The organism is Denitrificimonas caeni (assembly GCF_905120345.1).
GTDB classification, from domain to species: Bacteria; Pseudomonadota; Gammaproteobacteria; order Pseudomonadales; family Pseudomonadaceae; genus Denitrificimonas; species Denitrificimonas caeni_A.
The window spans coordinates 320,231-344,800 of sequence record NZ_CAJHOA010000001.1; the positions used below are offsets into that span (position 1 = coordinate 320,231).

18 protein-coding genes are annotated in these 24,570 nt (G+C 46.8%); 11 read left to right on the plus strand and 7 right to left on the minus strand.

Features of this window, described 5'->3' with window-relative positions; translation table 11 throughout:
- Positions 1 to 79 precede the first annotated feature (79 nt).
- The 6 genes from JYJ62_RS01450 to fabI are packed head-to-tail and all read left to right on the plus strand — an operon-like array spanning position 80 to position 8,271.
- Positions 80 to 1,906: an extracellular solute-binding protein gene (locus JYJ62_RS01450; RefSeq protein WP_205340399.1), complete on the plus strand. Its 1,827-nt coding sequence runs from the start codon at positions 80 to 82 to the stop codon at positions 1,904 to 1,906.
- 41 nt (positions 1,907 to 1,947) lie between these two features.
- Entirely contained in the window at positions 1,948 to 3,723 is a 1,776-nt protein-coding gene (locus JYJ62_RS01455; RefSeq protein ID WP_420042813.1) for an extracellular solute-binding protein, read from the plus strand.
- Positions 3,724 to 3,725: 2 nt separating this feature from the next.
- Positions 3,726 to 4,814, plus strand: a complete 1,089-nt coding sequence (locus JYJ62_RS01460; RefSeq protein WP_205340401.1) for a microcin C ABC transporter permease YejB — start codon at positions 3,726 to 3,728, stop codon at positions 4,812 to 4,814.
- 1 nt (position 4,815) lies between these two features.
- Positions 4,816 to 5,835 (plus strand): ABC transporter permease, encoded by a 1,020-nt coding sequence (locus JYJ62_RS01465; RefSeq protein WP_205340403.1) that lies wholly within the window; start codon positions 4,816 to 4,818, stop codon positions 5,833 to 5,835.
- Entirely contained in the window at positions 5,813 to 7,441 is a 1,629-nt protein-coding gene (locus JYJ62_RS01470) for an ABC transporter ATP-binding protein (protein ID WP_205340822.1), read from the plus strand. Before JYJ62_RS01465 ends, JYJ62_RS01470 begins: the two co-directional genes overlap by 23 nt.
- A 32-nt stretch (positions 7,442 to 7,473) precedes the next feature.
- The gene (gene fabI, locus JYJ62_RS01475; protein ID WP_205340404.1) at positions 7,474 to 8,271 is read left to right on the plus strand and encodes an enoyl-ACP reductase FabI; all 798 of its coding nucleotides are present in this window, start codon (positions 7,474 to 7,476) and stop codon (positions 8,269 to 8,271) included.
- A 59-nt stretch (positions 8,272 to 8,330) separates the two neighbouring features.
- On the opposite strand, the gene JYJ62_RS01480 is transcribed toward fabI, so the two are convergent.
- The 7 genes from JYJ62_RS01480 to JYJ62_RS01510 form a co-directional block, all read right to left on the minus strand.
- Positions 8,331 to 10,199, minus strand: coding sequence for a SurA N-terminal domain-containing protein (locus JYJ62_RS01480; RefSeq protein ID WP_205340405.1), 1,869 nt, complete (start codon positions 10,197 to 10,199; stop codon positions 8,331 to 8,333).
- Positions 10,200 to 10,384: 185 nt separating this feature from the next.
- Entirely contained in the window at positions 10,385 to 10,657 is a 273-nt protein-coding gene (locus tag JYJ62_RS01485) for an HU family DNA-binding protein (RefSeq protein WP_205340406.1), read from the minus strand.
- A gap of 140 nt (positions 10,658 to 10,797) precedes the next feature.
- Complete coding sequence (gene lon, locus JYJ62_RS01490; RefSeq protein ID WP_205340407.1) at positions 10,798 to 13,200, minus strand: endopeptidase La; 2,403 nt, start codon at positions 13,198 to 13,200, stop codon at positions 10,798 to 10,800.
- 144 nt (positions 13,201 to 13,344) lie between these two features.
- Positions 13,345 to 14,628 carry an ATP-dependent Clp protease ATP-binding subunit ClpX gene (gene clpX / locus JYJ62_RS01495; RefSeq protein ID WP_205340408.1) on the minus strand — a complete coding sequence of 428 codons (1,284 nt, stop codon included), beginning with the start codon at positions 14,626 to 14,628 and terminating at the stop codon, positions 13,345 to 13,347.
- 106 nt (positions 14,629 to 14,734) lie between these two features.
- On the minus strand, positions 14,735 to 15,376 hold the full coding sequence (gene clpP, locus JYJ62_RS01500; protein WP_420042810.1) for an ATP-dependent Clp endopeptidase proteolytic subunit ClpP: 642 nt from the start codon (positions 15,374 to 15,376) through the stop codon (positions 14,735 to 14,737).
- 120 nt (positions 15,377 to 15,496) lie between these two features.
- Entirely contained in the window at positions 15,497 to 16,825 is a 1,329-nt protein-coding gene (tig, locus tag JYJ62_RS01505; RefSeq protein WP_205340409.1) for a trigger factor, read from the minus strand.
- Between the two features lie 114 nt (positions 16,826 to 16,939).
- Positions 16,940 to 18,493, minus strand: a complete 1,554-nt coding sequence (locus JYJ62_RS01510) for a phospholipase D family protein (protein ID WP_205340410.1) — start codon at positions 18,491 to 18,493, stop codon at positions 16,940 to 16,942.
- A gap of 173 nt (positions 18,494 to 18,666) precedes the next feature.
- Between JYJ62_RS01510 and hemN the strand changes: the two genes are divergently transcribed.
- The 5 genes from hemN to livG all read left to right on the plus strand — a co-directional run bounded on the left by hemN (position 18,667) and on the right by livG (position 24,568).
- Positions 18,667 to 20,055: an oxygen-independent coproporphyrinogen III oxidase gene (gene hemN, locus JYJ62_RS01515; RefSeq protein WP_205340411.1), complete on the plus strand. Its 1,389-nt coding sequence runs from the start codon at positions 18,667 to 18,669 to the stop codon at positions 20,053 to 20,055.
- A gap of 375 nt (positions 20,056 to 20,430) precedes the next feature.
- Positions 20,431 to 21,555 carry a branched-chain amino acid ABC transporter substrate-binding protein gene (locus tag JYJ62_RS01520; protein ID WP_205340412.1) on the plus strand — a complete coding sequence of 375 codons (1,125 nt, stop codon included), beginning with the start codon at positions 20,431 to 20,433 and terminating at the stop codon, positions 21,553 to 21,555.
- Between the two features lie 69 nt (positions 21,556 to 21,624).
- Positions 21,625 to 22,551, plus strand: a complete 927-nt coding sequence (gene livH, locus JYJ62_RS01525) for a high-affinity branched-chain amino acid ABC transporter permease LivH (protein ID WP_205340414.1) — start codon at positions 21,625 to 21,627, stop codon at positions 22,549 to 22,551.
- A complete protein-coding gene (locus tag JYJ62_RS01530) occupies positions 22,551 to 23,804 on the plus strand; it encodes a high-affinity branched-chain amino acid ABC transporter permease LivM (RefSeq protein WP_232365689.1) in 1,254 nt (417 codons plus the stop codon). Before livH ends, JYJ62_RS01530 begins: the two co-directional genes overlap by 1 nt.
- Positions 23,801 to 24,568: a high-affinity branched-chain amino acid ABC transporter ATP-binding protein LivG gene (livG, locus tag JYJ62_RS01535; RefSeq protein ID WP_205340416.1), complete on the plus strand. Its 768-nt coding sequence runs from the start codon at positions 23,801 to 23,803 to the stop codon at positions 24,566 to 24,568. Before JYJ62_RS01530 ends, livG begins: the two co-directional genes overlap by 4 nt.
- Positions 24,569 to 24,570: the final 2 nt, after the last annotated feature.

Below are 24,570 nucleotides of genomic sequence, written 5' to 3' on the forward strand. Positions count from 1 at the left end.
TACTCACGCTTTGCTTATTAATCGAGTAAACTGTGCGGTTGTTGTGTTGCCGTTTGTTAATTAAGGGTTGATGGTCTCTATGCGCGTATTTTTATTTTTTATCAGCGTGCTTATATTCAGTCAGCAGGCGTGTGCCAGTTTAGTCAGCAGTCATGGCTATGCTCAATTTGAAAAGCTCAAATACGACGCTAATTTCAAGCATTTTGATTGGGTCAACCCGCAGGCAGCAAAAGGCGGCTCGATCCGTTTAATGGCTTTCGGCACCTTTGACACGCTCAACCCCTATACCTTAAAAGGCACCAGTCCGATTGGTACTTCGGATTTTGCCAGCTACGGTATCAGCGAACTGAACGAACCGTTGATGGTGGGCAGTGGCATCTACGATCCATCTGGTGATGAGCCGGCCAGTGCTTATGGCCTGATCGCAGAAACTGTGCAGTACAATGCCAGCCGTAGCTGGGTGGTATTTAATCTGCGTAAAGAAGCGCGTTTTCATGATGGCACGCCAATTACCAGTAAAGATGTGGCTTTCTCTTACCGCACTTTATTAAAACAAGGTCATCCGCAATACCGTACTTACCTGCAAGAAGTCTCGCGCGTGGATATTCTTAGCAGCCATCGTATTCGCTTTGTCTTTAAACGTTCAGGTAATCCTTTACTGATTCTACGCATTGGCGACTTACCGGTATTACCTGAACACTACTGGCGGGATCAAGACTTCAGTCAAACCACCTTTAAGCCTCCATTGGGCAGCGGTCCTTACCAAATCACCTCGGTTAAACCCGGTCGTAGTTTGGTCTTTGAGCGGGTTAAAGATTGGTGGGGCAAAGACCTCGCAGTCAATCGTGGTAAGTACAATTTCGATAAAGTCTATGTTGATTTTTACCGTGATAAAGATGTGGCCTTTGAAGCGTTTAAAGTGGGCAGCTTTGATTTTTATATCGAGCACCAAGCGAAAAATTGGGCCAATAATTATCGTTTTCCAGATATAGCCAAGGGCCGTGTGATCCGTGCGGAGATTGCCCATGAAATCCCCACGCAAACCCAAGCGTTATTTATCAATACACGTCGTGCGCCATTTCATGACAGCGCCACCCGTCAAGCGCTCACTCTATTGTTTGATTTTGAGTGGGCCAATAAAACTTTATTTAATAACGCCTATCAACGCGCCAACAGTTACTACCCCAACAGTGACTTTTCTGCGCGTGGTACACCTAAAGGTGCGGAATGGTTATTGTTGTCAAAATGGCGAGAAGAACTGCCGTTAGCTTTATTTTTAGAACCTTTTAGCTTGGAACCTACCGAAGGTCGTGGCATTCCGCGTGAGACGCTGCGCAACGCTTTAGGCTTGCTGGCTCAAGCTGGCTGGCGCAGTACTACCAAAGGTTTAAAAAACAAGCTCGGTCAGCAGTTGGAGCTGGAAATACTCTTAGTTAACCCCAGCTTAGAACGAATTCTCCAAGCCTATGTCAATACCCTCAATGAAGTTGGGATTGCCGCTCGTATGCGTACTGTCGACCGCGCTCAATATAAGCAGCGTTTGGATCACTTTGATTTTGATTTAACCCTATTGACCTTGCCACAATCTCTAAGCCCTGGACTAGAGCAATGGCAGTATTTTCACTCATCGCAAGCCATGATTAAGGGCAGCAAGAATTATGCTGGCATCAACAGCCCTGTGATTGATGACTTACTTGAAAATTTACTCAATGCAAAAACCTACCGCGAGCAGCGTGACGCCGCACGTGCACTGGATCGCGCATTACTGTGGAACTACTACAGTATCCCAAACTGGTATATTAGCCATCATCGTATTGCTTACCAGAACCGTTTTGAGTTTGTACGCATTCCGCCCTACACCTTAGGCTTACGTGCTTGGTGGTTAAAACCTTCGGAGATTCACTAATGCTAACTGTGCTGCGCCGTGGCTGTTTATCACTGTTTATCATGCTCTGTAGTGCTGGTGTGCAGGCCCAGCCGCAACATGCAATGACCCTATACGATGAAGCGCCTAAGTACCCCAGCGACTTCAGTCACTTTGATTACACCAACCCAGACGCCCCGAAGGGTGGCACCTTACGTTTAGCCGGACTGAATGGCTTTGATAGCCTCAATCCGTTCATTCCCAAAGGTAATGCAGCCGACCAGATTGGTCTGCTCTACGACACCCTCACCTATCATTCAGCCGACGAGCCTTTTACTGAGTATGGTCTCTTAGCCGAACGCATTGAAAAAGCCGTCGACAATAGCTTTGTACGCTTTTATTTGAACCCTAAAGCGCGCTTTAATGATGGCGAGCCGGTTACCGCTGAAGATGTGCTGTTTACTTTTAATACACTATTAGAAAAAGGCCACCCGCTGTATCGTCATTACTATGCTGATGTCGCCGCAGTGGTGGTAGAAAATCCGTTGCAGGTACGCTTTGACTTTAAGCACAGCAATAACCGAGAGTTACCGCTGATTCTCGGCCAGCTACAAATTCTGCCCAAACATTGGTGGGCTGAACGTGACTTTAGCAAAACCAGTTTAGAGACCCCACTGGGTAGCGGCCCTTACCGCCTGACTCGAGTTGATGCGGGCCGCAGCTTGGAATATAAGCGGGTCAAGGATTGGTGGGGCCAAGATTTACCGGTATCGCGCGGTCTCTACAACTTCGACACCATTCATATCGATTATTACCGCGATATGTCGGTCGCTTTAGAAGCCTTTAAAGCCGGCCAATTTGATTTCAACCTAGAATACTCGGCTAAAGACTGGGCCACCGGTTATAACTCTCCGGCGCTGCGTAACGGGGAAATCATCAAAAAAGACATCAAAAACCACAACCCGGTAGGTATGCAGGGTTTTACCTTTAATATCCGTAAAAAAATGTTCCAAGATCCACGGGTACGTGAAGCCATTGGCTTATTATTTGATTTTGAATGGACCAATAAACAGTTGTTCTACAGCTCTTACATCCGCACACAGAGCTTTTTTGCCAACTCTGAATTGGCTGCACAAGGTTTACCTTCTGCAGAAGAGTTAGAACTTTTAGAGCCATTACGCGGCTCGATTCCAGATGAGGTTTTTACCAAGTCTTACCAAACACCAATTAGCGATGGCACTGGCATTATTCGTGAGCGTCGCCTCGAAGCGTGGCGTTTACTGCAAGATGCGGGTTACAGCATCGACAATGATCGCATGGTCAACGCTGAAGGTGAGCCGTTAGAGTTTGAGTTTATTATTGCTCAGGCGAACCTCGAACGCGTGCTGTTACCCTTTAAGCGTAATTTAGCCGAACTTGGTATTGAAATGACGATTCGTCGTACTGATGTCTCACAATATATCAATCGCATGCGCTCTAGGGATTTTGATATGACCTCCAGTATCTGGTCACAATCCAATTCTCCCGGTAATGAGCAGCGCGATTTCTGGCATTCCAGTAGCGCAGAAAACCCCGGCAGTCGTAATTTTATCGGTCTACAAGACCCAGCTATTGATAGCTTGGTCGAAGGCTTAATCAATGCCCCCAGTCGTGCCAGTTTAATCAACTATGCGCGTGCACTGGATCGGGTTTTACTCTGGGGCCATTATGTGATTCCGAACTATTATATTGATACTTGGCGTACAGCATACTGGCAACATTTGGCTCAGCCTGAAGTGGCACCTCTCTATGACTATGGCTTAATGACTTGGTGGATTAAACCCGACGTAGCCGGCCCAACTACTGCGGCGGACGAATAATTATGCTGGCGTATATTTTTCGACGTTTACTGCTGATTATTCCCACCTTGTTGGGTATTTTAGTAGTGAACTTTATTATTATTCAGGCCGCACCGGGCGGACCTGTTGAGCAAATGATTGCTAAATTAGAAGGCTTTGATGCAGCGGCCGGCGGTGCAACGGGACGTATTTCCGGGGGTGGCTCTGAAGTGTCAAGCAGCTCTTCCGCCAACTACCGTGGCGCGCAAGGGCTTGATCCTGAGTTGGTATTGGAAATTGAGAAGATGTATGGTTTTGATAAGCCAGCCATTGAACGTTTTTGGATTATGCTGAAAAACTATGCTCACTTTGATTTTGGCAGTAGTTTTTTCCGCGATGCCAAAGTCACTGATTTAATTGTTGAAAAGATGCCGGTCTCCATCTCCTTGGGATTATGGAGCACGCTATTGATGTACATGATTTCCATACCGCTGGGGATCAGTAAAGCGGTGCGGCATGGCAGTTCGTTTGATGTCTGGACCAGCTCAGCAATTATTTTAGGCTACGCCATCCCCGCCTTCCTATTTGCGATTTTGTTAGTGGTGGTGTTTGCCGGAGGCAGTTACTTAAGCTGGTTCCCTCTGCGTGGTTTAACCTCGAATAACTTTGAAGAGCTGAGCCTGCTCGGCAAGATTGGCGACTATTTCTGGCACTTAGCTCTACCGGTTACAGCGTTAGTCATAGGCAACTTTGCTACCTTGACCTTACTGACCAAAAACAGTTTTTTAGATGAAATCAATAAACAGTATGTGACGACGGCACGAGCCAAAGGCTTGCCGGAAAACAAAGTGCTGTATGGTCATGTGTTTCGTAATGCCATGTTGATTATTATTGCCGGCTTCCCTGCTGCTTTTATTGGTATGTTTTTTACTGGCTCGCTACTGATTGAAGTGATTTTCTCGCTGGATGGCTTAGGTTTGCTCAGCTTCGAGGCGGCAATTAACCGTGACTACCCTGTCGTCTTTGGCACGTTATTCTTATTTACTTTGCTAGGTTTAGTGGTCAAATTGATCGGCGATATCACTTACACCTTGGTCGATCCACGTATCGACTTCAGCAGTCGGGGGAATTGAGATGGCCCTTTCTCCGATTAATCAACGACGCTTCGCTCGCTTTAAGTCCCACAAACGCGGCTGGTATTCCTTGTGGCTGTTTTTAATCTTATTTGTTTTATCGCTGGGCGCTGAGTTTATTGCTAACGATAAACCGCTGGTGGTGCAGTATGACGGTGAGCTCTACTTTCCTGTACTCAAACGTTATCCCGAAACCGCCTTTGGCGGTGAGTTTCCATTGCAAGCTAACTATAAGAGCCCCTATATCCAAGAGTTGATTGCGGAAAAACAAGGCTGGATGCTCTGGCCAGTGATCCCGTTTAACTACTCCAGTATCAATTACGATCTGCAAGTCCCGGCACCCGCGCCTCCTTCTAGGCAAAACTGGCTGGGCACCGATGATCAAGGTCGCGATGTCTTCGCTCGAGTGATTTATGGCTTCCGTATATCGGTATTATTTGCCCTGACTCTAACCTTGGCCAGCTCGGTGTTTGGTGTGTTTGTCGGTGCGATACAAGGCTTTTATGGCGGCTGGGTCGACTTAATTGGTCAGCGCTTTTTAGAGGTCTGGTCAGGGCTGCCAGTGCTCTATTTGTTGATTATTATGGCCAGTTTTATTCAACCGAACTTCTGGTGGCTGCTGGGTATTATGCTGCTGTTCTCTTGGATGAGTTTAGTGGATTTAGTTCGCGCTGAATTTCTGCGCGGCCGTAACCTTGAATATGTGCGCGCTGCGCGAGCCTTAGGCATGCAAAACAGCGCAATTATGTTTCGGCATATTTTGCCCAACGCCATGGTCTCGACCATTACCTTCTTACCGTTTATTTTAACCGGTGCGATCGGTACCTTAACCGCGTTGGATTTCTTAGGCTTTGGTTTACCGCCCGGCTCGCCGTCACTCGGTGAATTAGTCGCGCAAGGCAAATCCAACTTACAAGCACCTTGGTTGGGCATTAGCGCCTTTACGGTATTGGCATTGATGCTCAGTTTATTGGTATTTATTGGTGAGGCTGCTCGTGATGCATTCGATCCAAGAAAATAAGACAGAGCAACTGCTCAGCATTGAGAACTTATCGGTTGAGTTTATCAGCGGTGAAAATGTCACGCGCGCGGTAAATAACATCAGTTTCGCCATCAATAAAGGTGAAACGCTAGCGCTGGTGGGCGAAAGTGGCTCAGGTAAATCAGTCACCGCGCACTCGATTTTGCGCTTACTGCCTTATCCGTTGGCCCGTCATCCTAGTGGTCGGATTATCTACCAAGGTAAAGATCTACTCAGCGCTGCGCCCGAGTATCTACGCAAAGTACGCGGTGACCGCATTGCCATGATTTTCCAAGAGCCGATGAGTTCTCTTAATCCGCTGCATACTATTGAAAAGCAGATCAATGAAATTCTGATCCTGCACAAGTGCATGACAACTAAACAAGCCTCAGCCCGCACGTTAGAGCTACTGACCTTGGTTGAAATCAAAAATCCAGCGCAACGCATGAGTTCTTATCCACATGAGCTCTCTGGCGGCCAGCGCCAACGCGTTATGATTGCAATGGCCTTGGCCAATGAGCCAGAGCTATTGATTGCCGATGAGCCGACTACGGCGCTGGACGTCACAGTGCAGCTGACTATTTTAGAGTTACTCAAAGGCTTACAAGTCCGTCTAGGTATGTCAATTCTATTGATCAGCCATGACTTGAATCTGGTGCGCCGCGTCGCCCACCGCGTTTGCGTCATGCAAAATGGCGAAATTGTCGAGCAAGCACCTTGTGCGCAGATCTTTAGCGCCCCACAGCACCCCTACACCCAAGAGTTACTCGGCGCAGAGCCCAGCGGCTTACCGGTACCGCATACGGCCAGCGACACTTTGCTGGAGACCAATGATTTACGCGTCTGGTTTCCGATTAAAAAAGGGGTATTACAACGCACGGTTGATTACGTTAAAGCGGTGGATGGCATTAGTTTTAGCCTGCAGCGCGGACAAACACTGGGCGTAGTAGGCGAAAGTGGCTCGGGTAAATCGACGCTCGGTTTAGCGATTTTGCGCTTAATTCATAGTAAAGGCAGTATTTTTTACGGCGGAAACGCCATTGATGGTCTCTCGCAAAAACAGGTGCGCCCGCTGCGCCGTGACATTCAAGTGGTTTTTCAGGACCCATTTGGTAGCCTGAGCCCAAGAATGAGCGTCTCAGATATCATTGGTGAAGGGTTACGCATCCACAAGATGGGGAATGCTGAGGAACAAGAGCTGGCCATTATTGCGGCGCTGCATGAAGTGGGCCTCGATCCAGAAACACGGCATCGCTATCCTCATGAGTTTTCTGGGGGGCAACGTCAGCGGATTGCTATCGCCCGCGCCTTGGTACTTAAACCAAAGCTGATTATTTTGGATGAACCAACCTCAGCGTTGGACCGTACCGTACAACGCCAAGTGGTGGAATTGCTGCGTCATTTACAGCAGAAATACAATTTAACCTATGTATTTATTAGTCATGACTTGGCGGTAGTTAAAGCGCTCAGTCACCAATTGCTGGTGATGCGTCAAGGGCGAGTGATTGAACAAGGTGCAGCGGAAGATATTTTTGCCGCACCACAACAGGATTACACACAGCAGTTGTTAGCCGCAGCTTTTATAAATAGCCCAGCACAATTGTGATTACGATAATTGACTCAAGAAGAGGAAAAACCATGGGTTTTATGACCGGTAAACGCGTTTTAATCGTTGGCGTGGCCAGCAAACTGTCCATTGCCTCAGGTATCGCGGCGGCCATGCACCGTGAAGGCGCTGAGTTGGCTTTCACTTACCAAAATGACAAGCTCAAAGGCCGTGTTGAAGGCTTTGCCGAAAGCTGGGGCTCATCTGCAGACCTGTGCTTTCCATGCGATGTCGCCAATGACGAAGAGATCGAACAAGTTTTTGCTGAACTGGCAAAGAAATGGGACGGATTAGATTGCATCGTTCACTCCGTTGGTTTTGCCCCAGGCGATCAACTCAATGGTGACTTTACTGAAGTGACCACCCGTGAAGGCTTTAAAATTGCTCACGATATCAGTGCCTATAGCTTTATCGCTTTAGCTAAAGCAGGTCGTAGCATGATGCAAGGCCGTAATGGTAGCTTGCTGACCCTGTCGTACTTAGGTGCTGAGCGCACGATGCCGAACTACAACGTAATGGGTATGGCTAAAGCCAGCTTAGAGGCCGGTGTGCGCTATTTAGCAGGCAGCCTAGGTGCAGAAGGTACACGTGTTAACGCAGTCTCTGCAGGCCCAATCCGCACCTTAGCGGCATCAGGTATTAAAAGCTTCCGTAAAATGCTGGCTGCAAATGAAAAACAAACCCCATTACGTCGTAATGTCACCATTGATGAAGTGGGTAATGCTGGGGCATTTTTATGCTCTGACCTAGCCTCAGGCATCAGCGGTGAAATCATGTATGTAGACGGTGGTTTTAATACCACAGCGATGGGCAACCTAGACGAAGAATAAGTCTTTGCCTGTCACAAAAAAACCCGCTTTTTAAGCGGGTTTTTATTTTCATCAGCCAATTAGAAGCGCTGTATTTTTGCATCCGCCTCAAGTTGCTGCATTAATGCAGCAAAGTCAGCCTGACCTGTACGTGACGCTAAACCCTGCTGGTATTGAACGAGTTCTTCAGCATTTAAAGGTTTTGGCGCATCATTGACACCGGTCAAACGCAACACTACATAGTCACCTGAGCTTAAGTTCAAGCCTGCAAACTGTGCAGAATCCATTGCTGGTTTCGGCATTTTAAATAGCCTTTGCAGTACTTGCGGATCAATACCCTCTTGAGCGCGAGTAGCGGCCTCAACAACTTGCCAATCCGTTTCTTTAGCTTGTTCTACAGACGTTTTACCTTCTTTTAAGCTGGCCAATAAAGTCTCGCCTTTGCTTGTTGCCTGCTCAATAGCGCGTTGGGCGGTTAACTGCTGTTGAATCTGCTTGCTGACCTCTGCAAAAACAATCTGCTGAGGACGGTGATGTTCTTTAACACGCAGCACAAGGGTCGTCTCAGGATCAAGCTCAATGGCCATACTATTAGCACCTTCTTCTAGCACTTCCGGGCTAAAGGCGGCATCAAGTACTTGGCGGTTAGCAAATAAACCCTCTGCACCGTCACGACCAAACGGCTCACTGACTTTAACGGTTAAGTTCAACTCAGTTGCTGGCTGCTGTAAGTCAGCTGACTCATAAGCTAAGCCTTCCAAATCTTTAACCGCTTCAACAAAACGTTGCTCAACCTGTTGCGCTTGTAAGCTTTGCGTTAACTTATCTTTAAGGCTAGCAAAACTTGGGATATCAGCAGCGTTAACATCCAACAGCTTAATCACGTGCCAACCGTAATCGGTACGCACAGGCTCAGACACTTGGTCTTTATTCAGCGCATACAACGCCTCTTCAAACTCAGGCTCATACACACCAGGCGTAGCAAAACCAAGGTCGCCGCCTTGCTCTGCAGAACCCAAATCAGCAGACAGTTCTTTAGCCACGACGGCAAATTCTTCACCAGCATTTAAGCGCTCAACGGCTTGTTCTGCTTGTAAGCGAGCCTGCTCATCGGTCGTTTGATCATTGACTTCAATAAGAATATGAGCAGCACGACGTTGCTCAGTCAGATTGGCAATTTCTTCCTGATACAGCTCTTTAAGCTCAGTATCATCCACTGCAACCTGATCAAAAAAGGCTGACTTTTCCAGCTCAATATATTCTACAACGATTTCTTCAGCGGTCATAAAATCCGCCTTATGTTCATTGTAATAGGTTTCTGCATCAGCGTTAGTAACGGTAACTTGTTTCGCATCAGGCTGAATAGTCAGCATGGCAAAATCACGTGTTTGACGCTCCAATTGAGCAAAAGCTTGTGCTTCTTGTTCAGTCACAAAGGCACTACCAGCAATACCTGCTTGCAATTGGCTGGTACGCATTTCCTGCTCAATCATGCTTCTAAACTGTAAACGGCTGTAACCCATTTGACGAACCACTTGGTCAAAACGGTCGGCATTAAACTTGCCATCAACCTGAAACTCTGGAGCCTGTAAGATAAATTGATCAATAGAAGCACTTGAAAAAGCAAAGTCTGCCTGATCAGCTGCTTGTACCAATAATTTACGAGAAATCAGCCCTTTCAGTGCTGCTTCTGATAACAGGGCATCATCGATGAGGTTGGTATCGAAATCTTTACCAAATTGTTGCATCAACTGACGGCGCTGAAGATTTTTCGCCTCAGCCAGTGCATCAAGGGTAATTTCTTCGCCATTTACTTTAGCAGCGTTATTACGGTTACTGGTTGAGCCTAAGATGGCATCAAAACCAGTAAAAGCAAAAAGCACTACAATCAAACCAACAATTGATTTAGAGATCCACCCCGTAGAGTTATCTCGAATATTCTGCAGCATGCATCCCCCGATGTCGCCATTGAAAATAGCTGTGCATTATGGGTAGGTCTAACAAAATAAAGGCGCACCGAATGATGCGCCTTTGCATGTACTTATACGTGTAACAAGCCTGCGTCTTTCGATCAGCAAGAACCTCTTAGGACGTACCAAGTGCATCAGCCCTAAGACTGATGCTTAACAAGCGCTTAGTTAACAGCGTCTTTAAGTGCTTTACCTGCTTTAAAGCCAGGGATTTTTGCTGCAGCGATTTCAATTGGGTTACCGGTTTGCGGATTGCGACCAGTACGGGCAGCACGATCTTTAACAGAGAAGGTACCAAAGCCAACCAATACGACTGAGTCTCCCTCTTGAAGTGCACCAGTGATGCTTTCGATAACGGCGTCTAGTGCACGTCCAGCAACTGCTTTAGGAATATCTGCCGAAGCAGCAACTTTATCAATTAACTCTGACTTGTTCACTCGTAAGTCCCCTTAGGTTTTTCAAAAAATAATTATAATTGCAATTTCGATGCAAACAAAACAACTCTGTTATGCAATTAAACGACACAGACACCAAGCTTTATAGCAAGGTGTCAAAAAGCATGTCAACCGCAACTGCATTAATGCGTTCTGAGACAATCACTCACCTCAGTATCACGCGACTCATCCTTCATCAACAGTTCAGATGTGACATCAGGCAAAGGCTCAGGCATGTATTGCAACGCAATTTGCAGTACCTCGTCAATCCATTTTACTGGCTTGATGTCTAAATCGGCCTTTATATTATCTGGAATTTCCTTCAAGTCACGCACATTCTCTTCAGGAATGATAACGGTTTTGATTCCACCGCGGTGTGCAGCCAGTAATTTTTCTTTCAAACCACCAATTGCCAGCACCTGTCCACGCAAGGTGATTTCGCCGGTCATCGCCACATCAGCACGCACTGGGATCTTAGTTAACGCAGAAACAAGGGCCGTACACATACCTACGCCCGCGCTAGGGCCATCTTTAGGGGTAGCCCCCTCTGGCATATGCAAGTGCACGTCACTCTTCTCATAGAAGTCTGGAGCGATGCCTAGGCGCTGTGCCCGACTACGCACCACGGTTAAAGCAGCGGTCATCGACTCAACCATGACATCACCCAGTGAACCGGTTTTAATTAGCTGGCCTTTACCTGGAATCACTGCTGATTCGATGGTCAGTAAGACACCACCAACTTGTGTCCACGCCAAACCTGTCACTTGACCAATTTGATCATCCTGTTCAGCCAAACCATAGGTGTATTTCTGCACGCCTAAGTAATGTTCAAGATCATCAGCCTTTACCAGCACCTGGATAGCTTTCTTTGCCGCCTGCTCTTTAACTACCTTACGGCATACTTTAGCAATTTGGCGCTCTAAACCTCGCACACCGGCTTCGCTGGTGTACATGCGAATAATACCCAGTAACGCATCCGATTCAAAGGTTAACTCAGCTTCTTTGAGGCCATTGGCTTTGAGTTGTTTGCTAACCAAGTATTTCTTCGCAATATTGAGTTTTTCATCTTCGGTGTAGCCCGGCAGACGAATGATTTCCATACGATCCAGTAAGGGACCAGGAATATTCATTGAGTTGGCCGTACAAACGAACATCACGTCGGATAAGTCGTAATCCACTTCAAGGTAGTGATCGTTAAAGTTATGGTTTTGCTCAGGGTCCAGCACTTCTAACAAGGCAGACGCAGGATCACCGCGCATATCTGTGCCCATTTTGTCGATTTCATCGAGCAAGAATAACGGGTTACGCACACCAACTTTGCTTAGGCGCTGAATAATACGGCCGGGCATTGCACCAATATAGGTACGGCGGTGCCCACGAATTTCAGCTTCATCACGCACTCCACCTAAAGCCATACGGATATATTTGCGATTCACTGAGCGCGCAATCGACTCTGCCAGCGAGGTTTTACCCACACCTGGCGGGCCGACCAAGCACAGAATCGGACCTTTAAGTTTCTTCACCCGCTTTTGTACCGCTAAGTACTCAAGGATGCGCTCTTTAACTTCTTCCAGACCAAAGTGGTCGGCGTCAAGAATTTCTTCAGCACGCTGCAGGTCTGCACGCACTTTGCTTTTGGCAGTCCATGGTGTGCTAATCAACCAGTCAATATAAGTACGTACGACTGTCGCCTCAGCTGACATGGGTGACATCTGTTGCAGCTTTTTCAACTCAGAGGTGGCTTTAGCTAAAGCTTCTTCGGACATACCGGCTTCATCAATGCGTTTTTTTAACGCATCCATTTCGTTATGACCGTCTTCACCTTCGCCCAGTTCTTTTTGAATGGCTTTCATTTGCTCATTCAAATAGTACTCGCGCTGGCTGCGCTCCATTTGCTTTTTAACCCGACCGCGAATACGCTTTTCGACAGTGAGCAGCTCAAGCTCAGTATCCAAAAGACCTAGCAGCAGCTCCACTCGCTCAGCAATATCACTGCAGCTCAGTATGGATTGTTTTTGCTCAAGCTTAAGAGTCATTTGTGCAGCGATTGAGTCAGTTAAACGACCAACATCCTCAATATCGCTTAACCCAGCTAACGCTTCCGCAGGCACTTTTTTACTTTGCTGGACAAAGGATTCAAACTGCTCAAACAAAGTACGACGCAAGACTTCATTTTCAGTGCTGCTCGTCTGCTCTTCTGCTTCAAGTTGAATTTCTGCACTTAAGTAATCGGCATCAGCATCAGTCAGCGTCTTCAGGATTTCGCCACGCTGGCCACCTTCAGCCAGTACTTTAACTGTGCCGTCAGGCAGCTTGAGCAGCTGCAGGATAGTTGCAACGGTGCCCACCTGATAGAGGGCATCAATGTCTGGATCATTGTCGGCAGGGCTGCGTTGAGCAATCAACAAGATTTTTTTGTCACCTTGCATCGCAGCTTCAAGCGCGGCAATGGATTTCTCACGCCCTACAAACAGGGGGATGACCATATGCGGGTAAACTACAACATCACGCAATGGCAATAACGGCAATTCGATGATTGTCTTCATTCTTCTCTCTCACATGCGGCACGCAGGCCGTAAAATATTGGCTAAGCCTGTGATCAAAGATGGGGATGTCTAACAACAATTACAAGGTGGGTGCTATAAAATACAAAAGGGCCCTTAGGCCCTCTTGTTAACAGCGACAGATATTTAAGCTTTAGGTGCCGCTTTTTTCTCTACAGTTTCTTGCTCTGCATAAATCAGCAACGGCTTGGATGTGCCTTCAATAACACTCTCATCAATCACTACTTTAGTGACATCAGTTTCCGAAGGAATATCGTACATGGTATCCAGTAAGATGCCTTCAAGTATTGAACGCAGACCACGCGCACCTGTTTTACGCAACAAGGCACGCTTAGCCACAGCATTGAGCGCATCTGGACGGAACTCCAGCTCAACCCCTTCCATATCGAACAACTTGCCGTATTGCTTAGTCAGCGCATTTTTCGGTTCAGTTAGGATTTGTACCAATGCTGCTTCATCCAGCTCTTCTAAAGTTGCAATCACTGGTAAGCGACCAACAAACTCTGGAATCAAGCCAAATTTAACCAGATCATCAGGCTCAACGTCACGTAACGCCTCACCGATTTTCTTCTCTTGCTCTTTGCTGCGCACTTCGGCAGAAAAACCAATACCGCCTTTGGTTGAGCGATTTTGAATAACTTTTTCTAAGCCCGAAAACGCACCACCACAAATAAACAGGATGTTTTTGGTATCCACTTGCAAGAACTCTTGCTGTGGGTGCTTACGTCCACCTTGCGGAGGAATTGAAGCCACAGTGCCTTCAATCAGCTTCAGTAACGCTTGCTGGACACCTTCACCAGAAACATCACGGGTAATCGATGGATTGTCAGATTTACGAGTAATCTTATCAATCTCATCAATATACACGATGCCCATCTGTGCTTTTTCAACATCGTAATCACATTTCTGCAACAGCTTTTGAATGATGTTCTCAACATCCTCACCCACATAACCCGCTTCGGTCAGGGTGGTTGCGTCAGCGATGGTGAAAGGCACATTGAGCAAGCGCGCTAAAGTTTCTGCTAGTAAAGTTTTACCTGATCCGGTTGGACCAATCAGCAAAATATTACTTTTACCCAGCTCGATGTCATCTTTTTTATCACGGTTGTTTAAGCGTTTGTAGTGGTTATAGACCGCTACCGCTAACACTTTTTTCGCACGTTCTTGGCCAATCACATACTGGTCAAGAATGCCGCTGATTTCCTTTGGAGAAGGCAGTTTATGTGCTGCGCTATCAGACTCTGCTTCCTGCACTTCCTCGCGGATAATGTCATTACACAGGTCAACGCATTCATCACAAATAAAAACCGAGGGGCCAGCAATTAGCTTGCGCACTTCATGTTGGCTTTTGCCACAGAAGGAGCAATACAATAATTTGCCTTTGTCCTCGCCACTACGCGTATCAGTCATTCGTTCGTTCCAGTTTGGTAGGCTATGAACACAAGATGAAGCCTTCAGTCGGCTTTTTCAACCCCATGCACCCACATAAAACACATACAGCATTACTTAACATTGATTAAACAGGCATGTTCCGCTTGGTTGCCACGTGATCAATCAAGCCGTATTTAACTGCTTCGTCACCGCTCATAAAGTTATCGCGGTCGGTATCTTTGGCAATCACTTCAATCGGTTGACCGGTATGATCGGCCAAGATTTTATTTAAGCGATCACGAATGGTTAAAATTTCGCGCGCATGAATCTCAAAATCTGACGCCTGGCCTTGGAAACCACCCAATGGCTGGTGAATCATCATGCGTGAGTGCGGTAAGCAATAGCGTTTACCTGCAGCACCACCGGCCAATAACAACGCACCCATACTGGCCGCTTGTCCGATACACATGGTCGATACATCAGGCTTAATAAATTGCATCGTATCGTAAATCGACATACCCGCAGTGACTGAGCCGCCTGGTGAATTGATATACAAATGAATATCTTTATCAGGGTTTTCTGCTTCTAAGAACAAAAGCTGCGCGACTACAAGGTTGGCCATATAGTCTTCGACTGGGCCGACCAAGAAAATAATACGCTCTTTTAGCAAGCGCGAATAAATATCATAGGCGCGCTCACCACGTGCTGACTGCTCAACTACCATCGGCACTAAACCGCCAGCAGCTTGGATATCGTGCGGATTTTGCATAAATATAGTGTCTGACATATCTGCCGTAGCTCCCAGTTTATTGGTCATCGTCATAAAGACACACAAGCCAGCACTAGGGCTGGCTTGTGAATTAACAGGCGATTAACCCATTAATATTTAGCGGCTTGCAGAGTGAAATCACTCAGCCTCAGCTTCTTCAGCAACGTCAGGCGCTGCTGCAGGCTTTACTGCTTCTTCATAAGTGACAGTAGAGTCTGTTACTTTTGCTTTGCTTAAAACAGTATCTACAACTTGTTCTTCAAGCACAACCGCACGTACATCTTCTAATTGCTGTTGGTTCTTGTAGTACCACTCAATCACTTGCTGTGGTTCTTGGTAAGCAGCAGCCATTTCTTCAATGGTGCTACGTACACGTTCGTCATCCGCTTTGATTTCAAACTGCTTAACCATTTGTGCAACGATTAAACCCAGTGCAACACGGCGCTTCGCTTGTTCAGTGAACAGCTCCGCTGGCAATTGCTCAGGTTTAACGTTACCGCCAAACTGCTGCACAGCTTGTACGCGTAAACGATCCACTTCGCTAGCAATCAAAGCACCTGGTACTTCAATGTCATTAGCGGCTAACAAACCATCCATCACTTGGCTTTTTACTTTGCCATTGATCGCTTGCTTCAGCTCACGCTGCATGTTTTTGCTAACTTCAGCGCGGAAGCCTTCTAAGCCGCCTTCACTGTTACCGAACATCTCGAAGAATTCTTCGTTCAGCTCTGGCAATTCTGGAGCTTCAACCTTGTTCACAATCACGTTGAATTCAGCAGTTTTACCGGCTAAGTCCAGGTTCTGGTAGTCCTCTGGAAAGGTTGGCGTGATCACTTTAGTGTCGCCTGCTTTGCAGCCGATTAAAGCCTCTTCAAAGCCAGGAATCATACGGCCTGAACCCAACACCAAAGGTACGTTATCAGCAGTACCACCGGCGAACACTTCACCATCAATGTTACCCACAAAACTAATGGTCACTTGATCATCAGTTGCAGCCGCACGCTCTACATCAACAAAACGAGTATTTTGCTTACGCAAGATGTCCAGCATGTTGTCGATATCAGAATCAGCCACTTCAGCGCTCTGACGCTCAATTGCAATGCTGTCTAAACCTTGCACTTCAAATTCTGGAAACACTTCAAATGTCGCAATGAACTCAAGACCTTTGTCTTTTTCAAATACTTTTGGCTCAATCGCCGGCTGACCGACTGGATTAAGTTTCTCAGCAACCACTGCTTCATAAAAAGTGGCTTGGATCACATCACCTAGAACATCTTGGCGCGCATCAGCTTCATAACGCTGACGGATGATGTTCATTGGCACTTTACCCGGTCTAAAACCTGATACTTTAGCGCGCTTAGCAGTTTGCTGAAGACGTTTGGTGACTTCACTTTCAATACGCTCATCTGGAACGCTAATGGTCATTTTGCGCTCAAGGGCGGAAGTGCTTTCTACGGAAACTTGCATGGTTATTCCTCGTTGAATAGACGTGGCCAGACATACCGACCCTAGAATCAAGGGCATGCATTCTAGAGGTGTCGAACGGAAATATCCATCCAATCCGACAGAGAATTTGCAGTATTACAATAATCCCTCAATTGGCAGCCATGAAAACATGTGCACACTGATCCGACGCCAGACACTGCTGTTTGGTTCCGAAGTGTAGGTTTGTACACCAGCATCACGCTGCTCAGTCCAGTAAATACGGCCATTATCAGTCAGTTTGACCTGATAGGCATGGGCCGGTATTTCATCATAAAAAGCTTGATTAATGCGTTGTGCCAGACGCGGACTATCAATCACAAAACCCAGCTCAGTATTTAAGTTTGCAGAGCGCGGATCGAAGTTAAACGAGCCAACAAACACATGTTTACGATCCACAGAGAAGGTTTTGGCATGCAAACTGGAGCCAGAACTGCCTAAAAAGCGCTTTTTACGCTTCAATCGCTTCGCTTGAGTGGGATGACGCTGCATCTCATATAAGGTAACACCCGACTTCAGCAGTGCTTTACGACGTTTAGCATAGCCCGCATGGACTGCAGCCACATCAGTAGCCGATAAGGAGTTGGTTAGCACCTTAACCTCAACACCTTTACGCACCAACCAAGCAAAGGCTTCTACTCCTGCTTCGGTGGGTACAAAATATGGGGAAATCAACTCCACATCAATGTTTGGATCACCGATAATGTCTTGCAACTGCTGAATCAATAAGGATTCTTTTTGCGCCTGTCCCAGCCCTTTGCGCGGATCATCGCTGACCATACGTACATTTAACCACTCAAAATCAATATTGCGCTGCTCAAGCTGAGTGATAAATGGTGACTCTCGTAGCGATTCGACATACTGCTGAGCGCCGGCACTGGCAGCAATTTCTGCAGATTTTTTACGCAACTCAAACAATGGCATGCTGTGTTTACTGCGTACTACTCGTTCCAACGGATAAGACGAGGCGCTACGCCAGTACTTATCAAAATCATTAGAGACATCCTGCACTGCGGCCCCAGCACTGAGGATATCTAAATCAGCGAACAAAACGTCATCAGTGGCGCCAAAATACTCATCACCAATATTGCGCCCACCAATAATAGTCAATGAATTATCGGCGGTGAATGATTTGTTATGCATACGCCGATTGAGACGGGAAAAATCGGTCAGAAACCCCCACCAACGCGGTTTGCGCAACATAAACGGATTAAACAAGCGCACTTCAATATTTTTATGGCTGTTGAGCCCTAACAAAATAGGGTCAGAGCCATTGGTATTATTATCATCCAGCAATAAACGTACACGTACACCGCGATCAGCCGCTTCATGCAAGGCTTCAAACAGCATGGTACCGGTCATATCGTTGCGCCAAATATAATACTGCACGTCCAAACTGCGCTGCGCATACTTAGCCAGCATCATTCGTGCAGCAAAAGCTTCATCCGCTTCAATCAGCGGGAAAACACCGCTTTTATCCGCACCATATTGCTGTTCAAGCGGCACCAGTGCCTTAGCAAAATAAGTATTAGCCACCTGTTGCTTCGAGTAAGCGATCGACTGGGTTCGTCCGTCTAAGCTCGGCAGGCTTTGACAGCCGGTTATTAAAAAGCTCAAACCAATCAATCCCCATCGAATAACTTTACTTTTCATAATCTGCCTATTATGTGGTTTTCTTTATCTAACGGGATAGGAAAAATTGCCCTAAATCAAGATCTTGCAGGTCTTTTACCGCAATGCTACGCAGTTAATGTAGTCTATCGCTATTCAATAATGATCGGCAAAGCTGATCGCCTAATTCGTTTTTTATAATAGGGGTCTGGCCAATGGAGCACATGCCAAGCTTTAACAGAGCACTTGTGGAAAAATACGACCGTCCTGGTCCACGATATACCTCCTACCCAACTGCACCACAGTTCCATACCGCTTTTGCTGCAGATCATTACAAACAGGCCGCCGAATGCAGTAACCAGCAGGTAGACGCTAAACCCTTATCTATTTATATCCATATCCCATTTTGCCAAAGCCTTTGCTATTACTGCGCTTGCAATAAAATTATCACGCAAAAAACCAGTCGCGCAGTTGAATACCTTGAGTATTTAAAGCAGGAAATTCATTTACAGGCCAGCTTGTTTGATAAGAAACGTAGGGTGACTCAGCTACACCTTGGTGGTGGTACGCCGACCTACCTGACCCAAGAGCAACTCTCTGACTTAATGGACACCTTGCATAGTGCCTTTAATTTGGATGATACAGAGCAACGCCAGTTTTCTTTAGAAATTGACCCGCGCACTATTACTCCAGAACAGCTGCAACTGTTGCATGATTTAGGCTTCAATCGTGTCAGTTTTGGCGTGCAAGATTTCGATCCTAAAGTGCAAGCAGCGGTTAACCGTATTCAAAGCGATGAGCAAGTTGAAGTATTAATGACTGCAGCACGTAAGGCGGATTACCGCTCGATCAGTGTTGACTTGATTTATGGCTTACCACTACAAACGGTAGAAAGCTTTAATACCACGCTGGATAAAATCATCGCCCTGCGTCCCGATCGCATTGCCGCCTACAGCTACGCACACTTACCTAAGCTGGTTCGTGCACAGCGTTTGATTCGTCCCGAAGACATGCCGCCTCCGGAACGCAAGTTGGAACTTTTAGAGCTGACCATTCGTCGTTTATGCAGTGCTGGTTATGTCTATATCGGTATGGATCACTTCGCCTTACCTGAAGATGAGTTAGCGCAAGCGCGCATCAACGATACCCTGCAGCGTAATTTCCAAGGGTATTCAACGCATGCTGATTGCGACTTGATCGGTTTAGGCGTGTCTTCAATTGGTAAGGTGGGTGACACCTACAGTCAAAATGTTAAAGAGTTGTCGCAGTACTATGCCTACTTAAACAAAGACGAATTACCACTGCATCGCGGCTACCAACTGAATGCTGATGACCGTTTGCGTCGGGATGTGATCAGCACCTTGATGTGCCATAACCGTATTGATATTGCGACTATTGAGCAACAGCACGGTATTGTTTTCAATCAGTACTTTGCCGATGCTCTGACGGCACTGCAAGAGCACGTCGAAGATGGTTTAGTGACGATCAGCGATCAAACCATTGTCCTGCTCGATAAAGGTAACTTGATGATGCGCAGCGTAGCGATGGCGTTTGATGCTTATCTTGGGGTAAAACAGCGAGGTGAGTTCTCTCGCACGGTGTAACATCTCAACCTTAACTGCAATAGACGGGCGATGGCTTGTCTACTGCAGTATGTAGACAGAGCGCTATCTGCAGGCCAATCCAAGGTATACAGGGTTCAATGCGCAACCCATATAAAAACAATAGCTAGCGCAGTTACAAACAACAGTCCATACCCAACAAAACCTGACTAGCAAGTCAGTTATGACACCTACTACGGTTTTTTGTTGCCAATCTCTAAATGATCGCCGGTTAAGCTCTTTTTCTATGACTTAAAGGCTATATTAGCCAGTTCCACTTACCCGAGAAGTTCACTACACTGATGATTGCCGAAAGCCATCACTTAATTACGATTAGGCGATGGAACTATAAGAATACTATTAAAAGGTGCTAATTTTATGAGCAAAACAACTCAACGTATCAGCAAACTGTTCGCCGCTATGGCTTTAGTGAGTGCAGCGAGCTACTCACTGGCTGCTGAGCCCATTAAAATTGCCCTCGCCGGCCCAGTTACCGGTCCTGTCGCCCAATATGGTGATATGCAATCGATGGGTGCCTTGATGGCCATTGAGCAAATCAATAAAGCGGGTGGCGTGAATGGCAGCATGCTAGAAGCTGTGACCTATGATGATGCTTGCGACCCTAAGCAAGCCGTTGCTGTAGCTAACAAAATTGTTAACGATGGTATTCGTTTTGTCGTCGGCCATCTGTGCTCGGGATCAAGTCAGCCAGCTGCTGACATCTATGATGAAGAAGGCATCATGATGGTTACCGCGGCCTCAACTACGCCAGAATTGACTCAGAAAGGCTACACTCTTATTTTCCGCACCATTGGCCTCGATAGCATGCAAGGCCCTACCGCTAGCGACTATGTGATTAATCAGCTAAAGCCGAAACGCGCTGCTATTTTGCATGATAAGCAGCAGTATGGTGAAGGCATTGCCACTGCGGTTAAAAAAGCACTGGATGATGCGAAAATTCCAGTTCCCTTATTTGAAGGTGTTACTGCTGGCGATAAAGACTTCTCAGCACTGATTGCTAAGCTGAAAAAAGAGAACGTTGATTTTGTATACTTCGGTGGCTACCACCCAGAAATGGGCATGTTGCTGCGCCAATCTGCAGAAAACAAATTCAGCGCGCGCTTTATGGGTCCTGAAGGCGTCGGCAACAGTGACATCTCAGCAATTGCCGGTGATGCGTCAGAAGGTATGTTAGTAACCTTGCCGAAAGCGTTCGATGAAGACCCTAAAAACGCCCATTTAGTTGCCGCGTTTAAAGCGAAGAAACAAGACCCTCGCGGTGCCTTTGTTTTCCCGGCTTATGCTGCAGTACAAGTGATGGCCGATGCGATGACTATCAGTAAATCACAAGACCCAGAAAAAGTAGCTGAAGCACTGCGTAATAACAGCTTTGATACGCCAACGGGTGTACTTGAGTTTGACGACAAAGGTGATCTGAAAAACTTCAGCTTTGTCGTTTACGAATGGCACGCCGACGGCAGCAAAACAGCTCTAACCGAGTAATTTAACCGTCTCACGCCTCGCCACTTACCATCTAAGTGCGCGAGGCTGTTTTGTTGTCCGGATACTCTTATGAACGAAGCCTTTTTTTATTTTCTGCAGCAGTTGCTCAACGGTCTTACTGTAGGCAGTACCTATGCGCTAATCGCTATTGGGTACACGATGGTCTACGGTATTATCGGCATGATTAATTTCGCTCACGGCGAAGTCTATATGATCGGTAGCTATGTCACCTTTATAGCCCTAACTGGTCTGGCGATGCTGGGCTTAGAAAGTCTGCCTCTGATGATTTTCGGCGCGTTTGCTCTGAGTATTATTGTCACCAGCGCTTACGGCTACAGTATTGAACGCGTTGCGTATCGGCCATTACGTGGCAGCAATCGCTTAATACCTTTGATCTCAGCCATTGGTATGTCGATCTTACTGCAAAACTTTGTTCGTATTGCCCAAGGTGCACGTGATGTGGCAATGCCACGTTTAGTTACCGGCGGCGTGACCATCGGCGATGAGGCCAGCTTCCACGCCAGCTTGTCTTATATGCAGATTATTATTTTTGTCACCACTTTTATCGCAATGATTGCGCTGACTATTTTCATTTCTCGCTCGCGCACAGGTCGTGCCTGCCGTGCCTGCTCTGAAGACATTAAAATGACGGGGCTTCTGGGTATTAATAGCAACGCCATTATTGGTATTACTTTTGTAATTGGTGCCATGCTGGCTGCCGTTGCTGGGGTGCTATTGAGTTTGTATTACGGTGTAGTCAATCCTTATATTGGTTTTATGGCCGGCCTCAAAGCCTTTACCGCAGCAGTGCTGGGTGGCATTGGCAGTATTCCAGGGGCCGTACTTGGCGGTTTAGTACTCGGCGTCACTGAAGCCATGACCTCAGGTTATTTCAGTAGTCAATATAAAGACGCAGTGGCCTTTGCCCTGCTAATTCTAATTCTGTTATTTCGTCCGACCGGTATTTTGGGGCGACCAGAAGTGGAGAAAGTCTGATGCGTTTGTATATTAAATCAGCGATTTTTTCCGCAATTGTTGTATTGATTTTAAGCGGTATATTGCTTGGTATACGTTTAACTCAAGTTGGCACAGAGTTGACCTTAGTCGGCGCTGAAGCGGATGTGCTGTGGAAAGTTTTTTCCGCCGCCGCACTGATCTTTGTCTACAACCTATTTCGCGATCCCATTGAACGTGTTCTCGGCCTCATACCCAAGCCGACCCTCTCCGCGGGTTTACGTGACTTAAGCCAACGTCAATTTGTACAGCGCCTCATCTGGTGCTTTTTAATTGCCGCCGCGTTAATTTTCCCCTTCCTCGGCTCGCGTAGCCAAATTGACCTTGCCACCCTAGTATTGATCTACGTGATGCTGGGTTTAGGCCTCAATATTGTCGTCGGTTTGGCCGGCCTACTGGACCTTGGCTATGTCGGTTTCTACGCGGTGGGTGCCTATACCTATGCCATGCTCGCTTTGTATTTTGGCGTTGGTTTTTGGACAGGTTTAGTCGCAGCAGGAATTATGGCGGCGTTCTTTGGCTTTATTCTCGGCTTCCCAGTACTGCGACTACGCGGCGACTATCTGGCCATTGTCACCTTGGGTTTCGGTGAGATCATCCGCATTTTGCTTAATAACCTCACAGACATTACCGGTGGTCCACGCGGCATTGGCAATATTCCTAAACCGACTTTATTTAACCTAGAGTTCAGTAAACGTGCAAGCGACGGTGCGCAGACGTTTCACGAGTATTTCGGGATTGCCTTTAACTCCAATCACCGCGTGATGTTTTTATATCTGTTGGCGTTGGTGTTAGTCCTGATTACCGTATTTGTGATCAATCGTTTAATCCGTATGCCAATTGGCCGTGCTTGGGAAGCCATGCGTGAAGATGAAATTGCTTGCCGTGCGCTGGGTCTTAACCCCACCCATATTAAACTCAGCGCCTTTACTATTGGCGCCACCTTTGCAGGCTTCGCAGGTAGTTTTTTTGCCGCACGTCAAGGTTTTATCAGTCCAGAATCCTTTACCTTTATCGAATCAGCAATCATTTTAGCCATTGTAGTCTTAGGTGGAATGGGCTCACAAATTGGCGTTATTTTAGCGGCCATTGTGATGACTGTACTGCCAGAAATGGCCCGTGAATTTAACGAGTACCGCATGTTGTTGTTCGGCTTGATGATGGTATTGATGATGATTTGGCGACCGCAAGGTTTGTTGCCGATGAAACGTCCGCATGTGGAGTTAAAACCATGAGCAGCAATATTTTAGAAGTGTCTGACTTAAGCATGCGTTTTGGTGGTTTACTGGCGGTAAACGGGGTTGGTTTGACCATTAAACAAGGTCAAGTTGTTTCCATGATTGGTCCAAACGGTGCTGGAAAAACCACGGTATTTAACTGTTTAACGGGTTTTTATCAGCCCACCGCAGGAAAAATCATCTTTGCTGGCGAAGAGATACAAGGCCTGCCTGGCTATCAAATTGCTCGTAAAGGAATGATTCGCACCTTCCAGCATGTGCGTCTATTTAAAGAGATGACAGTGCTGGAAAACTTACTCGTGGCTCAGCATCAGCACCTAAATAACAGCTTACTGGCCGGTTTATTTAAAACTCGCAGCTACCGTAAAGCCGAAAAAGAAGCGCTGGATAACGCTGTCTATTGGTTGGAAAAAGTGCGTTTGCTGGATGATGCTAATCGTGAAGCCGGCACCCTCGCCTACGGTCAGCAACGTCGTTTAGAAATTGCTCGCTGCATGGTAACCCGTCCATCCTTACTCATGTTAGATGAGCCGGCGGCCGGTCTTAATCCCAGTGAAACGGATGAACTGAAGCAGTTGATCAATGATTTGCGCGACAACCATAACATCAGTGTTTTATTGATTGAGCATGATATGAAACTGGTGATGGATATTTCTGATCATATTGTCGTGATCAATCAAGGCACACCTTTAGCCAGCGGAACGCCTGAACAAGTGCGTAATAATCCAGCGGTGATTAAAGCCTATTTGGGAGAGGAATAACT